The organism is uncultured Pseudomonas sp. (assembly GCF_913774235.1).
Taxonomy (GTDB): domain Bacteria; phylum Pseudomonadota; class Gammaproteobacteria; order Pseudomonadales; family Pseudomonadaceae; genus Chryseomonas.
Genome location: NZ_CAJYDW010000012.1, coordinates 880,909 through 894,126, shown reverse-complemented (window position 1 = coordinate 894,126; position 13,218 = coordinate 880,909). Strand labels below are relative to the sequence as shown.

Genomic DNA, 13,218 nt, shown 5'->3' with positions numbered 1-13,218 from the left:
CTCCCGCCTGCCCGTCAACAAATTTCTAAAAAAATTTTAAGCAGAAGAATGAGTTAGCCGCTGCTGAGCGGTCGCTGTTGCCAGCAGGCCCGTCCATGCGAAAATACGCGACCTTTTTCCTGTCACCCCAGAAATCGCCCATGACCGCCCAACTGATCGACGGCAAGTCCATTGCCGCCCGCCTGCGCCAGGATATTGCCCAGCGAGTCTCTCAACGTCGTAGCGCCGGACTGCGCGCCCCAGGTCTCGCCGTCATCCTGGTCGGCGACGATCCGGCCTCACGGGTCTATGTGGCGCACAAGCGCAAGGATTGCGAGGAGGTCGGCTTCGACTCCTATGCCCATGACCTGCCGGCCACCGCTCGCCAGGAAGACCTGGAAGCCCTCATCGATCGTCTCAACGACGACACCAGCGTGGACGGCATCCTGCTGCAACTGCCCCTGCCCGCACACCTGGATGCCACGCCGCTGCTGGAGCGTATCCGCACTGACAAGGACGTGGACGGTTTCCACCCCTACAACCTGGGGCGCCTGGCGCAACGCAACCCCCAACTGCGCCCCTGCACGCCCAAGGGCATCATGACCCTGCTGCACAGCACCGGGGTCGATCTCTATGGCCTGGATGCCGTGGTCGTCGGCGCGTCCAACATCGTCGGTCGCCCCATGGCGCTAGAACTGCTGCTGGCCGGCTGCACCGCGACGGTCACCCATAGATTCACCCGTTCGCTCGAACATCATGTGCGCCAGGCGGACCTGGTGGTGGTCGCCGTCGGCAAGCCGGGGCTGGTCAAGGGCGAATGGATCAAGCCCGGTGCCATCGTCATCGATGTCGGCATCAATCGTCAGGCCGATGGCCGGCTGGTGGGAGACGTGGAATACGAAAGCGCTCGCGAGCGCGCCAGCTGGATCACCCCGGTACCGGGCGGGGTCGGCCCCATGACCCGCGCCTGCCTGCTGGAGAACACCCTCTACGCCGCCGAGCAACTGCACGGCTGACACCAACAAAAAACGGGCCCACAGGGCCCGTTTTTCATTTCTCTGCCGATCAGGGCAGCCAGGACTTCACGCGATCCGGATGCGCGGCGATCCAGGCCTTGGCAGCCTCTTCCGGCTTCTTGCCCTCTTCCACCGCCAGCATCACCTCGTTCACTTCGCCCGGCTGCCAGGCGAATTTCTTCAGGAAGTCCCAGACCGGCTTGGCCTTGGCTTCCAGGGCGGGGTTGACGACGGTATCCACGTGCTCGGAACCGCCGAACACACCCTTGGGATCTTCGAGGAACTTCAGCTTCCACTTGGCGAACATCCAGTGCGGCACCCAGCCCGTCACCACTACCGGCTTCTGGTCTTTCTCGGCGCGGGTCAGTTCGGCGATCATGCCGCTACCCGAACTGGCCACCAGCTTGTAGTCCAGACCGTAGTCCTTGATCGCCTGGTCGGCCTTGAGCATAACGCCGGCACCGGCATCGATACCGACGATGCGGCCACCGAAGTCGTCCTTCATCCCTTGCAGATCGGCGATGGAGTTGGCCTTGACATACTCGGGGACGATCAGGCCGATCTTGGCATCGGGGGTGTTGACGTTCAGATCGACCACCTGGTCTTTCATCTTGTCGTAGTAGGCACCGTGGGTGACCGGCAACCAGGCGGAAAGCATGGCGTCGAGCTTACCGCGAGCGACACCCTGCCACATGATGCCCGCGGCCACCGGCATGAGCTTGACTTCGTATCCCAGATTCTGGCGGATCACTTCAGCTGCGGTGTGGGTCGTGGCCACGCTATCGGCCCAGCCATCGACGTAGCCGATGGTGATTTCCGGCTTGGCCGCCTGGGCCAGGCTCATGGCCGTGGTCAGCGCGACACCCAGTCCCATCCCTAACAGTTTCTTCACCATGCTCATGCAGCAGTCCTCTCGCAGTGGAATTCCGGGCGATCGCCCCACACCAATGATTCGACTTACGCAAGCTGGGCACTACCATCTGCACGACGCATAGCGACCGGTTAACGACAACAGCCGCACTTTCCACGACAGCGGATGTCGCTTGACGCCACGTCCAGACCACTCTGTAATCGACGCCTCGCGAAAAGCTGCGCACGTCGATGCAACCTATCGCCGGCCCGTTGTCTTACTAACGCTCTCAGCCCTCTGAAAGGACTCTGTCCATGCGTCTTCCCCTGCGCGTCGCCGCCCTGCTGGGCGCGCTGCTTTCCGGCCTCTACGGTACCGCGCATGCGGCGAACGAAGTGGATGCCGCCACCTACGGCTATCCGCTGGTGAACCCCTTCGAAGCCACCATCGTCACCACCCCGGAAAAGCTCCGCCCCGAGTTGCCGCCGGAAAGCACCATCGATCAGGACGACTACAGCATCAACCTGAGGCCTGAGCGCGAGCACCAACTCCCTGGCAACTTCTGGCCGGTGAAGAAGTTCCACTACCGGCTCGCCCGCCAGGATCATCCTGCCCCCTTGATCTTCCTCATCGCGGGCACCGGCGCCAACTATTCCTCCAGCACCCAGGAATACCTCAAGCGGCTCTACTACGCGGCTGGCTACCACGTCGTGCAACTGTCGTCGCCCACCAGTTGGGACTTCATGGCGTCGGTCTCGCGCACCGCCACGCCGGGCTATACCCCGCAAGACGCCGAAGATCTCTATCGGGCGATGCAGGCGGTCCGCGCCCAGCATCCCAAGCTACCCATCACCGAGTACTTCCTGACCGGCTACAGCCTGGGCGGCCTGGACGCCGCTTTCGTCTCCTATCTCGACGAGACCCAGCGCAGCTTCAACTTCAAGAAGGTGCTGATGGTCAATCCGCCGGTCAACCTGCTGACCTCGGTGCGCAACCTTGATCGCCTGGTACAGACCGAGGTGAAGGGCGTCACCAACAATCGCACCTTCTACGAACTCATCCTGGCCAAGCTGACTCGCTACTTCCGTGACAAAGGCTACGTCGACTTCAACGACGCCGTGGTCCGCGACTTCCAGCGCTCGCCGGAACGCCTGAGCAACGAAGAGCTGGCGATGCTGATCGGCTCGTCCTTCCGCTTCTCGGCGGCGGACATCGCCTTCACCTCCGACCTGATCAACCGGCGCGGGCTGATTACGCCGCCCACCTACCCTATCAACGAAGGCACCAGCCTGACGCGCTTCTTCGCCCGCTCGCTGCAGTGCGACTTCGATTGCTACATGACCGAGCAGGTGATGCCGTTCTGGCAGAAGAACTTCAAGGGACAGAACCTCGACGACCTGGCGCGCAAGTCCAGCCTTACCGCCCTGGAGGACTACCTGAAGGACAGCGACAAGATCGGCGTCATGCACAATGCCGACGACATCATCCTCGGTCCCGGCGACCTCGGCTTTCTGCGCAAGACCTTCGGCGACCGTCTGACCGTCTATCCCCACGGCGGTCATTGCGGCAATCTCAACTACCGCGTCAATGCCAACGCCATGCTGGAGTTCTTCGCCCGTGGTTAAGTCCCTGCTCGCTCTACTCCTGCTGGCCAGCGCCTCGACCTTCGCCGCCGAATCGAGCCCGCCGCCTTCCTCGACCCTGACCATAGGTTCCGCCACCATGCCCGCCGCGCCAGTGGGGGCCGATGGTTTTACCAACCCGTTGTCCACGCTCAAGTACAACCCGGGCCTGGACCAGCGCGAATTCGAACGGGCCTCGCTGGTGGCCCTGGATATCTATGATCCGTTCGAATCCTGGAACCGCTACGTCTATCACTTCAACTATCGCCTGGACGAATGGGTGCTGCTGCCCGTCGTCAATGGCTACCGCTGGATCACGCCGCATTTCGTCCGCTCGGGCGTGAGCAACTTCTTCAGCAACCTGGGCGACGTCAACAACCTGCTCAACAGCCTGCTGCAGTTCAAGGGCCGTCGCGCCCTCGATACCACCGGCCGCCTGTTGCTGAACACCACCGTGGGCGTGTTCGGCCTATGGGATCCGGCGACCAAGATGGGGCTGATAAAACAGCCGGAAGACTTCGGCCAGACCCTGGGCTTCTATGGCGTCGGCAACGGCCCCTACCTGATGCTGCCGATCCTGGGTCCGTCGAACCTGCGCGACACAGGCGGTTTGGCGGTGGACTTCGCCGCGGAGAGCCAGGTGAACTTCCTCAACGTCAGCGACGAGAGCAGCCGCCACCCGGAGATCATCCTGCTGCGTGGCATCAACCTCAGATACGTGACCGACATGAGATACGGCCAGCTCAACTCACCCTTCGAGTACGAGAAGATCCGCTATTTCTACACCAAGGCGCGTGAACTGCAGATCGCCGAGTGAGGCTCAGGCATCGCCCAGGAAGGCCCGGAGCTCCGGCAACCGGGCCTGGGCATCGGCCCGGCCCAGCGCCATGAGCTCCTGGCAATAGGCGGACTCGAACAGCAGGTAGCTCAGCAGGGCGCTGCCTGACGGCCGATTCACCCCGACACCCCGCAACAGTTGCCGCAGAGCCGGCGGCATGCGCTTACGATGCCGGGCGGCCAGATCGCCGAGCGGCTCGCTCGGTGAGATCACCAGCATCTCGACCGGTCGACACAGGCGCCCGGTCACCGGATCCCCCACCGGCAAGGCATTGCTCAGCAGATTGAGGCGCCGCAGCGTCTCGGTGTCGCTGTCCAGGGCATCGACGAAGGTGCTGTTGAGCAGATGACCACCGATCTGCGCCACGCTGGGTGGCCTGCCCTGCACGCCGCGTTCGTTGCCTCCCGGCGCCCCCAAGCCGATCACCAGGATGCGATCCGCCCCCAGGTGCAAGGCCGGACTGATGGGCGCGGTCTGCCGTACCGAACCGTCGCCCAGGTATTCGCGCCCGATCTTCACCGGCGGGAAGAATAGCGGAATGGCGGTACTGGCCATCAGATGATCCACCGCCAAACGGGCCGGCACGCCTACCCGCCGATGCCGGAACCAGGGATCGAGCGCGCCCTGACTCTGATAGAAAGTCATCGCCTGCCCCGAGGCGTAGCCGAAGGCACTCACGGCCACCGCCCGCAGCGCCCGATGACGCAAGGCCGCGGTGATGCCGGAGAAATCCAGCTCCCGCGTCAGCAAGGCCCGCAGCGGCGTGTTGTCGAGCAGCGCCAGGGGTTCCTGGCGCCAGGCTCCGAAGAGCGTCTGCAGACCGAAGCGCGTTGCCTGGCGCGTCGCTCCGAGCCAGTCGCTGCGATAGATCATCCCGGTCTCCAGGCCCGACCATACCGCCGCCAGGCGCTGCACCGCGCGCCCGAAGTCCAGCGCGCCGCAGCCGAGCACCGCCGCATTGAGCGCGCCCGCCGAGGTCCCGACCAGGATAGGAAAAGGATTGTGCGCGGGAACGCGCAGGGTTGCCGCCACGGTCTGCAACACCCCGACCTGATAGGCCCCGCGAGCCCCGCCACCGGCCAGGATGAGTCCCGTGCGCTGCTCGGGCGATCCGCTCATCTAGCGCCTCTTCTTGGGATAGAGCTTAGGCTCGCCCGGCGGACGCGTCTTGAAGCGCCGGTGTGCCCAGAGGTATTGCTCCGGCAAGGCGCTGACGCAGCGCTCGACCCACTGGTTGATGCGCAGGCAGTCGGCCTCCTCGCTCTCGCCCGGGAAATCCGCCAGCGGCGGATGGATGACCAGCCGATAGCCGGAGCCATCCGCCAGGCGCTCCTGGGTGAAAGGCAGTACCCGCGCACGGCCCAGGCGGGCGAACTTGGTGGTCGCGGTGACGGTGGCCGCGGGAATGCCGAACAGCGGCACGAACAGGCTCTGCTTGGCGCCGTAGTCCTGGTCCGGCGCGTACCAGATGGCCCGCCCGGCGCGCAGCACCTTGAGCATGGCGCGCACATCCTCGCGCTCGATGGCGGTGGCATCCAGGTTGTGGCGCTCGCGTCCGCGCCGCTGGATGAAGTCGAACACCGGATTCTTGTGCTGGCGATACATGCCATCGATGGTGTGGCGCTGGCCGAGCAGCGCAGCGCCAATCTCCAGAGTGGTGAAGTGCAGCGCCATGAGGATCACGCCCTGCCCCTCGCGCTGGGCGGCCTGCAGGTGCTCCAGCCCCTCGATATGGGCCAGCCGGGCCAGACGTTGGCGCGGCCACCACCAGCTCATGGCCATCTCCAGCAATGCCATGGCGCTGCTGGCGAAATTGCGCCGCAGCAGGCGATCACGCGCCTGGTCATCCAACTGCGGAAAGCAGAGTTCCAGATTGCGCCGGGCGATCGCCCGGCGCTGGCCGGCGACCCGGTAGAACACCCAGCCCAGGGCGTCGGCCAAACGCAACAGGACGGCATAGGGCAACTGCACCAGCAGCCAGAGCAGGCCCAGGCCCAGCCAGAGCGGCCAGTAGCGGGGATTGAGGAAGGCTGGGCGGAAAGACGGCCGCTGCATCGGAACTCCTGCATGAAAAAGTCGCGCCATTCTACAGGCCTCGTGCAGTTTTCCCGTAGCCTTCACAGTCAGAACCCCCTTCGCCCGGCGAGGGTTGCGACACGCGGGGCATCCCGTTATAAGTCCCGCCATCCAAGCACAAGTACCCACCATGACCGCAGCCGACCCTTCCGATAGCGACTCCGTCTTCCAGCTCAAGGGCAACATGCTCGCCGTGACCGTCCTGGAGCTTCTCCGCAATGACCTGGGGCGCCTGGACCGGCAACTGACCCAGAAGGTCGCCCAGGCGCCGAACTTCTTCCAGGAAACGCCACTGGTGCTGGCGCTGGACAAGCTGGGCGAGGACGAAGGTCAACTCGACCTCGGCGCCCTCCTCGACCTCTGCCGCCGGCACGGTCTGCGGACCCTCGCCCTGCGCGCCAGTCGCAGCGAGGATCTGGCGGCGGCCAACGAATACGACCTGCCGATCCTGCCGCCCAGTGCCGGCGGCCGCGAACGCCAGATCGAACCGCGCGACCGCGAACCGGCCAAGCCGGTGGAGCCACCCAAGCCGCCGGCACCGACCATCAATCCGACCAAGATCATCACCGCCCCCGTGCGTGGCGGGGTACAGCTGTACGCCCCCGCAGGCGACCTGGTGGTGCTGGCGCCGGTCAGTCCGGGCGCCGAGCTGCTCGCCGATGGCAACATCCACGTCTATGGCCCGATGCGCGGACGCGCCCTGGCTGGCGTCAAAGGTGATACCAAAGCGCGCATCTTCTGCCAGCAGCTGACCGCCGAACTGCTGTCCATCGCCGGCCAGTACAAGGTGGCCGAAGACCTGCGACGCCACCCACAGTGGGGCAATCCGGTGCAGGTCAGTCTGGTGGGAGATGTGTTGAACATCACCCGCCTTTAACGGATACTTCCGCGAATTTTTCGCACTTGGCGGATGCGCCGCCAACGCTCGAACGAAGCGCGAAACGCCTGCAATCTCGTCATCGAGGGCGTCGAGTCGCTTCAGTTATTACTTTCGATCAAGGTGAATCAGTTTGGCCAAAGTACTCGTAGTCACCTCCGGCAAGGGCGGCGTCGGCAAGACCACCAGCAGCGCCGCCATCGGTACCGGTCTCGCCCTGCGCGGACACAAGACCGTCATCGTCGACTTCGACGTCGGTCTGCGTAACCTCGACCTGATCATGGGGTGCGAGCGCCGAGTGGTGTATGACTTCGTCAACGTGATCAACAACGAAGCCACCCTGACCCAGGCCCTGATCAAGGACAAGCGTCTCGAAAACCTGTTCGTGCTGGCCGCCAGCCAGACCCGCGACAAGGACGCCCTGACCCAGGACGGCGTCGAGCGCGTGATCAACGAACTCAAGCAGACCTTCGATTTCATCGTCTGCGACTCCCCCGCCGGCATCGAGAAAGGCGCCCACCTGGCGATGTATTTCGCCGATGAGGCCATCGTCGTCACCAACCCCGAGGTGTCCTCGGTGCGTGACTCCGACCGCATGCTCGGCCTGCTGGCCAGCAAGTCGCGCCGCGCCGAAAAGGGCGAGGAAGCCATCAAGGAGCACCTGCTGCTGACCCGCTACAACCCCGAGCGCGTCACCAAGGGCGAGATGCTCGGCGTCGAGGACGTGGAAGAGATCCTGTCCATTCGCCTGCTAGGCGTGATCCCCGAATCCCAGGCGGTGCTCAAGGCATCGAACCAGGGTATTCCGGTGATTCTCGACGAACAGAGCGACGCCGGTCAGGCCTACAGTGATACCGTGGAGCGACTGCTCGGCAAGGAAGTGGCCTACCGCTTCCTCGACGTGAAGAAGAAAGGCTTCCTGCAACGTCTGTTCGGAGGTGGTAGCGAATGAACATCTTCGACTTCTTTCGCGATCGGAAGAAGCAGAACAGCGCTTCGATAGCCAAGGAACGGCTACAGATCATCGTCGCCCACGAGCGCGGTCGCCACGCCCAGCCGGACTACCTGCCGCAGCTGCAGAAGGACCTGCTGGAGGTCATCCGCAAGTACGTGCCGATCGAGCAGGACCAGATCCAGGTGGAACTGGAGAACCAGGGCAGTTGCTCCATCCTGGAACTCAACATCACCCTGCCCGACCGCTAAGGCGAGCGAAGCAGGACGACGGCGGCCCTCGGGCCGCCGTTGGCGTTTAAGGCGTGTCGAATCCGCGGTGCCTGCAGTGCCGGCCATCGAGATTCGACCCAAGGCCCCCTAGGAATCCCATGCCCCTCTCCAACATCCGTATCCTTCATCAGGACGCTGCCCTGCTGGTGGTAGACAAGCCCACCTTGCTACTGTCCGTGCCTGGCCGCGCCGAAGACAACCGTGATTGCCTGGTGACCCGCCTGCAGGAAAACGGCTACCCCGAGGCGCGCATCGTGCATCGCCTGGATTGGGAAACCTCCGGTGTCATCGTGCTGGCGCGGGATGCCGACAGCCATCGCGAGCTGTCACGCCAGTTCCATGACCGCGAGACGGAAAAGGCCTACACCGCGCTCTGCTGGGGCGAGCCGGAAGCCAACAGCGGCCGGATCGAGTTGCCGCTGCGCTACGATCCGCCGACCAAGCCGCGTCACGTGGTCGATCACGAACTGGGTCGCCATGCCCTGACCTTCTGGCAGGTACTGGAGCGCCACGGACACTACAGCCGGGTGGAGCTCACGCCCATCACCGGTCGCTCCCATCAGCTGCGGGTGCATATGCTGAGCATCGGCCATCCGCTGCTGGGCGATCAGCTCTATGCCCAGGGCGAGGCCCTGGCCGCCTATTCGCGGCTGTGCCTGCACGCCAGTCTGCTGGTGCTCACCCATCCCACCAGCGGCGAGCGGATGAGATTCACGAGCCCAGCGCCGTTCTGATCCATCCCTAGGCACCAAGGTGCCGGCGCCGCCATCCCAGGAGCAGACCTATATGTCGGACTGGACAGCCTACTACGCCGCCACGGCAGGCGGCGGTCCGCGCGACACCTTGCTACACGGCTTGAGCCTCTGGCAGGGCGCGCCCGGAGCCGCCGTTGATCTCGGCTGTGGCACCGGGCGCGATACCCTGGAGTTGCTGGAGCGTGGTTGGGAGGTGCTGGCCACCGACGCCGAAGCCGAGGCGCTGGTCGAACTGCGCCAGCGCGTGCCCGCCGCTCTGGGCTGCCGATTGCACACACGCCACGCCCGCTTCGAGACGCTGGTGCTGGACCGCTACGACCTGGTCAATGCCAGTTTTTCCCTGCCCTTCTGTGCTCCCGCCCATTTCCCCACTCTCTGGGCGCAGATCACCGCTGCGACTCGCCAAGGTGGCCTGCTCTGCGGCCAACTCCTCGGCACAAGGGACAGCTGGGCCAACCGCGGTGTGACGGTGGTGGATGCTGCCGAGCTGGCCGAGCTGCTTCGTGGGTGGGAGGTGCTGCACCACCGCGAAGAAGAAGAGGACGGTCACACCGCCGTCGGCAAGCCCAAGCATTGGCATATCCACCATCTGGTACTGCGCCGCCAGTGACTGCCTAGGTCACCTCGAGCCAGGGCGCTACCCTCGACTCCCCTCGGTACAGAACCTAGACTGGACGCCTTGTCGTCCGGAGTCATCCATGCGTACCGATCAGATCCAAGGCCTCGTCGATTTCCTCGCCAGCTCCCCCACCCCCTTCCACGCCACCGCCAGCCTCGCTCGCCGCCTCGAAGCAGCGGGTTACCAGCGCCTGGACGAACGCGAGACCTGGGCGGTGCAGCCGGGGGGCCGCTATTACGTCACCCGCAACGACTCCTCGCTGATCGCCGTGCGGCTCGGTGGCAAGCCTCTGGAACGCGGTCTGCGCCTCGTGGGCGCCCACACCGACAGCCCCTGCCTCAAGGTGAAGCCGCAACCCGAGCTCTATCGCCAGGGATTCTGGCAGCTGGGCGTGGAGGTCTATGGCGGCATGCTGATGGCGCCCTGGTTCGATCGTGATCTGTCGCTGGCTGGCCGGGTGACCTTCCGCGCCGAGGGCCGGGTACAGAGCCGGCTCATCGACTTCCGCAAGCCGCTGGCGATCATCCCCAACCTCGCCATCCACCTCAACCGCGAGGCGAACCAGGGTTGGGCCATCAATGCCCAGAACGAGCTACCGCCGATCCTGGCGCAGTTGCCCGCAGGCGAACGCCGTGACTTCCGTGCACTGCTGGCAGCCCGCCTGCAGCAGGAGCACGACATCGACGCCGCCGAGGTCCTGGACTTCGAGCTGAGTTTCTACGACGTGCAACCGGCCGCCCTGGTCGGTCTGGACGACGACTTCATCGCCGCCGCCCGCCTGGACAACCTGCTGTCCTGCCATGCCGGTCTGGAAGCCCTGCTGGCGAGCGAGGGCGACGAGAACGCCGTGCTGGTCTGCACCGATCACGAGGAAGTGGGCTCCACCTCCTGCTGCGGCGCCGATGGCCCCTTCCTCGAGCAGGTGCTGCAACGGCTGCTGCCCGCCGGTGATGCCTACACCCGCACCCTGCAACGCTCCCTGCTGATTTCCGCTGACAATGCCCATGGCGTGCATCCGAACTATGCCGAGAAGCACGACGGCAATCACGGACCGCGGCTGAACGCCGGGCCGGTGATAAAAGTGAACGCCAACCAGCGCTACGCCACCAACAGCGAGACCGCCGCCTTCTTCCGCGATCTCTGCCAGCGCGAAGAGGTGCCAGTGCAGAGCTTCGTGGTGCGCAGCGACATGGCCTGCGGTTCCACCATCGGCCCCATCACCGCCGGCCAACTGGGCGTGCGCACCGTGGACATCGGCCTGCCCACCTTCGCCATGCACTCCATCCGCGAATTGGCCGGTAGCCGCGACCTGGGTTATCTGATCAAGGTGCTGACCGCGTTCTACGCCAGCTCCGAACTGCCACTCTGAAGCTCGGCTAGTCCGGCACCTCGACCCTGACCTGGATGGCGTCGTGCCGCCAGAACTCCAGGTCGCAGTCGATCAGGCGCCCCTGCTGATCGTGGTTGATGCGGGTGATGTGCAGCGCCGGGCTACCCTGCGCCACCCGCAGCGCCTGGGCCGCCTCCGGCAACAGCGCCGTGGGCAGGATCTCGAAGCGCACCTCGCCGTAGCGGATGTCGTAGCGGTCCCGATAGAGTTCGGTGAGGGAGCGTTGCAGGTCATGCTCCAGCAGACCGGGAAAATAGGCCGCATTGAGGTAGTGCTCCACATAGAGCACCAGCCGGCCATCCACGCGCCGCACCCGGCGAATCTGGTAGACGCTGGACAACGCCGGCAACTCCAGCAAACGGCAGATCTCCGCCGAGGCCAGCATCTGCCGCGCCGCCAACACCTCGGTCGCCGGTACCCGCCCCTGGGCCTCCACCATGGCATGGAAATGAGTTCGCGCCAGTGGATTGTAGGCCAGCCGCGGCGGGGCGACGAACCAGCCACGCCGTTCTTCGCGATAGATCAACCCCAGGGCCTCCAGCTGCAGCAAGGCCTCGCGCAGGGTGATGCGCGTGGTGGCGAAGAGTTCGCTCAACTGGCGCTCGGATGGCAACTTGCCCATGGCCGGCAGCAGCCCATGGGCGATCTGCTCCCGCAAGGCCTGGCGAATCGCACCGGCGCCTGACGCACTTATTTGGACTAGACCAGTTTCGGATTGGTGCACCCGTTACTCCTCGACTAGGGTTTCGCTTGAGACTAAGACGGCCAGATGACCGTCAGGTGACGGCTGCAGACCCCGTGCCAGCAGTAACAGCGGGCGGATTGCCATCAAATCGTCACACCTGACTCCTAAATTGGCCTGTGTCTTGCTGATCTAGACCAAGCCCTCGAACCTGGAGCACCCGTATGACCCGTCTGCTTGCTTCCTTGTTGGCCACTGCCGTTGCCGTACAGGCCGGTACCGCTTTTGCCGCTACCGCCGATCTCAAAGCCCTCGAAGACGCCGCCCGCAAGGAAGGCGAGGTGAACAGCGTCGGCATGCCCGACACCTGGGCGAACTGGAAAGGGACCTGGGACGATCTGGCCAAGAAGTATGGCCTCAAGCACCAGGATACCGACATGAGCTCCGCCCAGGAGATCGCCAAGTTCGCCGCCGAGGGCGAGAACGCCTCGGCCGACATCGGTGACGTCGGTGCTTCCTTCGGCCCCATCGCCGTGCAGAAAGGCGTTACCCAACCCTACAAGCCCAGCACCTGGGAGCAGATCCCCGCCTGGGCCAAGGACAGTGACGGTCACTGGGCGCTGGCCTACACCGGCACCATCGCCTTCATCGTCAACAAGCAGACCGTCAAGGACGTACCCCACTCCTGGGCCGACCTGCTCAAGGGTAACTACAAGGTCACCATCGGCGACGTCAGCGCGGCCTCCCAGGCGGTCAGCGGCGTCCTGGCGGCAGCCTACGCCAACGGCGGCGACGAGAAGAACATCAAGCCGGCGCTGGACTTTTTCGCCAAGCTGGCCAAGCAGGGCCGCCTGTCCTTCACCAATCCGGTGGTGGCCAACATCGAGAAGGGTGAAGTGGAGGTCGGGGTGGTCTGGGACTTCAACGCCCTGAACTATCGCGATCAGATCGACCGTTCGCGCTTCGAGGTGCTGATCCCGTCCGACGGCTCGGTGACCTCCGGCTACACCACCATCATCAACAAGTACGCCAAGCACCCCAACGCCGCCAAGCTGACACGTGAATACATCTTCTCCGACGCTGGCCAGATCAACCTGGCCCAGGGCTACGCCCGGCCGATCCGCGCCGAGCACCTGACCCTGCCGGCCGATGTCCAGGCCAAGCTGCTGCCCCAGGCTCAGTATGCCAAGGCGCGGCCCATCGCCGACGCCAAGGCCTGGGAAGAGACCGCCAAGCGCCTGCCGCGCCTCTGGCAGGAACACGTTCTTATCAACATGCAGCAGTGACGTC

Annotated in this window: 14 protein-coding genes; 10 read left to right on the top strand and 4 right to left on the bottom strand. The window is 64.6% G+C overall.

All coding sequences use genetic code 11. The annotated features are described in order from the left end of the window. The first annotated feature begins 140 nt into the window (after positions 1 to 140). Positions 141 to 995 (top strand): bifunctional methylenetetrahydrofolate dehydrogenase/methenyltetrahydrofolate cyclohydrolase FolD, encoded by an 855-nt coding sequence (gene folD, locus QZ471_RS13705; protein ID WP_059232362.1) that lies wholly within the window; start codon positions 141 to 143, stop codon positions 993 to 995. Between the two features lie 49 nt (positions 996 to 1,044). Here the strand turns inward: folD and QZ471_RS13700 are convergent, their stop codons facing one another. Continuing rightward, positions 1,045 to 1,896, bottom strand: a complete 852-nt coding sequence (locus QZ471_RS13700) for a glycine betaine ABC transporter substrate-binding protein (protein WP_295464571.1) — start codon at positions 1,894 to 1,896, stop codon at positions 1,045 to 1,047. A gap of 263 nt (positions 1,897 to 2,159) precedes the next feature. Here QZ471_RS13700 and QZ471_RS13695 point away from each other — a divergent pair, with 263 nt between their 5' ends. Continuing rightward, positions 2,160 to 3,470 carry a serine/threonine protein kinase gene (locus QZ471_RS13695; RefSeq protein WP_295464569.1) on the top strand — a complete coding sequence of 437 codons (1,311 nt, stop codon included), beginning with the start codon at positions 2,160 to 2,162 and terminating at the stop codon, positions 3,468 to 3,470. 76 nt (positions 3,471 to 3,546) lie between these two features. Next, positions 3,547 to 4,284, top strand: coding sequence for a VacJ family lipoprotein (locus tag QZ471_RS13690; protein ID WP_295464722.1), 738 nt, complete (start codon positions 3,547 to 3,549; stop codon positions 4,282 to 4,284). 3 nt (positions 4,285 to 4,287) lie between these two features. On the opposite strand, the gene QZ471_RS13685 is transcribed toward QZ471_RS13690, so the two are convergent. Then, the gene (locus QZ471_RS13685) at positions 4,288 to 5,424 is read right to left on the bottom strand and encodes a patatin-like phospholipase family protein (RefSeq protein ID WP_295464567.1); all 1,137 of its coding nucleotides are present in this window, start codon (positions 5,422 to 5,424) and stop codon (positions 4,288 to 4,290) included. Continuing rightward, on the bottom strand, positions 5,425 to 6,360 hold the full coding sequence (locus tag QZ471_RS13680) for a lipid A biosynthesis lauroyl acyltransferase (protein ID WP_295464565.1): 936 nt from the start codon (positions 6,358 to 6,360) through the stop codon (positions 5,425 to 5,427). It lies immediately after the preceding gene. A gap of 151 nt (positions 6,361 to 6,511) precedes the next feature. Between QZ471_RS13680 and minC the strand changes: the two genes are divergently transcribed. The 6 genes from minC (at position 6,512) to QZ471_RS13650 (ending at position 11,225) form a co-directional block, all read left to right on the top strand. Next, the gene (gene minC, locus QZ471_RS13675) at positions 6,512 to 7,258 is read left to right on the top strand and encodes a septum site-determining protein MinC (RefSeq protein WP_295464562.1); all 747 of its coding nucleotides are present in this window, start codon (positions 6,512 to 6,514) and stop codon (positions 7,256 to 7,258) included. A gap of 133 nt (positions 7,259 to 7,391) precedes the next feature. Continuing rightward, positions 7,392 to 8,210, top strand: a complete 819-nt coding sequence (minD, locus tag QZ471_RS13670) for a septum site-determining protein MinD (protein WP_295464561.1) — start codon at positions 7,392 to 7,394, stop codon at positions 8,208 to 8,210. Continuing rightward, on the top strand, positions 8,207 to 8,461 hold the full coding sequence (gene minE, locus QZ471_RS13665; RefSeq protein WP_059232354.1) for a cell division topological specificity factor MinE: 255 nt from the start codon (positions 8,207 to 8,209) through the stop codon (positions 8,459 to 8,461). The genes minD and minE overlap by 4 nt, the downstream gene beginning before the upstream one ends. Before the next feature lie 119 nt (positions 8,462 to 8,580). After that, positions 8,581 to 9,216, top strand: coding sequence for an RluA family pseudouridine synthase (locus QZ471_RS13660; protein WP_295464558.1), 636 nt, complete (start codon positions 8,581 to 8,583; stop codon positions 9,214 to 9,216). Positions 9,217 to 9,268: 52 nt separating this feature from the next. Continuing rightward, the gene (locus QZ471_RS13655; protein WP_295464556.1) at positions 9,269 to 9,847 is read left to right on the top strand and encodes a class I SAM-dependent methyltransferase; all 579 of its coding nucleotides are present in this window, start codon (positions 9,269 to 9,271) and stop codon (positions 9,845 to 9,847) included. Positions 9,848 to 9,935: 88 nt separating this feature from the next. Continuing rightward, positions 9,936 to 11,225, top strand: coding sequence for a M18 family aminopeptidase (locus QZ471_RS13650; protein ID WP_295464554.1), 1,290 nt, complete (start codon positions 9,936 to 9,938; stop codon positions 11,223 to 11,225). A 7-nt stretch (positions 11,226 to 11,232) separates the two neighbouring features. On the opposite strand, the gene QZ471_RS13645 is transcribed toward QZ471_RS13650, so the two are convergent. Then, entirely contained in the window at positions 11,233 to 11,940 is a 708-nt protein-coding gene (locus QZ471_RS13645) for a UTRA domain-containing protein (RefSeq protein ID WP_295464720.1), read from the bottom strand. Between the two features lie 212 nt (positions 11,941 to 12,152). Here QZ471_RS13645 and QZ471_RS13640 point away from each other — a divergent pair, with 212 nt between their 5' ends. After that, on the top strand, positions 12,153 to 13,214 hold the full coding sequence (locus QZ471_RS13640; RefSeq protein ID WP_295464552.1) for an ABC transporter substrate-binding protein: 1,062 nt from the start codon (positions 12,153 to 12,155) through the stop codon (positions 13,212 to 13,214). The last annotated feature ends 4 nt before the right edge of the window (positions 13,215 to 13,218 follow it).

Bases quoted from the DNA above. Each gene is read 5' to 3' on its own strand.
- folD (WP_059232362.1), top strand. From the start codon at position 141: ATGACCGCCCAACTGATCGACGGCAAGTCCATTGCCGCCCGCCTGCGC.
- QZ471_RS13700 (WP_295464571.1), bottom strand. From the start codon at position 1,896: ATGAGCATGGTGAAGAAACTGTTAGGGATGGGACTGGGTGTCGCGCTG.
- QZ471_RS13695 (WP_295464569.1), top strand. From the start codon at position 2,160: ATGCGTCTTCCCCTGCGCGTCGCCGCCCTGCTGGGCGCGCTGCTTTCC.
- QZ471_RS13685 (WP_295464567.1), bottom strand. From the start codon at position 5,424: ATGAGCGGATCGCCCGAGCAGCGCACGGGACTCATCCTGGCCGGTGGC.
- QZ471_RS13680 (WP_295464565.1), bottom strand. From the start codon at position 6,360: ATGCAGCGGCCGTCTTTCCGCCCAGCCTTCCTCAATCCCCGCTACTGG.
- minC (WP_295464562.1), top strand. From the start codon at position 6,512: ATGACCGCAGCCGACCCTTCCGATAGCGACTCCGTCTTCCAGCTCAAG.
- minE (WP_059232354.1), top strand. From the start codon at position 8,207: ATGAACATCTTCGACTTCTTTCGCGATCGGAAGAAGCAGAACAGCGCT.
- QZ471_RS13660 (WP_295464558.1), top strand. From the start codon at position 8,581: ATGCCCCTCTCCAACATCCGTATCCTTCATCAGGACGCTGCCCTGCTG.
- QZ471_RS13655 (WP_295464556.1), top strand. From the start codon at position 9,269: ATGTCGGACTGGACAGCCTACTACGCCGCCACGGCAGGCGGCGGTCCG.
- QZ471_RS13650 (WP_295464554.1), top strand. From the start codon at position 9,936: ATGCGTACCGATCAGATCCAAGGCCTCGTCGATTTCCTCGCCAGCTCC.
- QZ471_RS13640 (WP_295464552.1), top strand. From the start codon at position 12,153: ATGACCCGTCTGCTTGCTTCCTTGTTGGCCACTGCCGTTGCCGTACAG.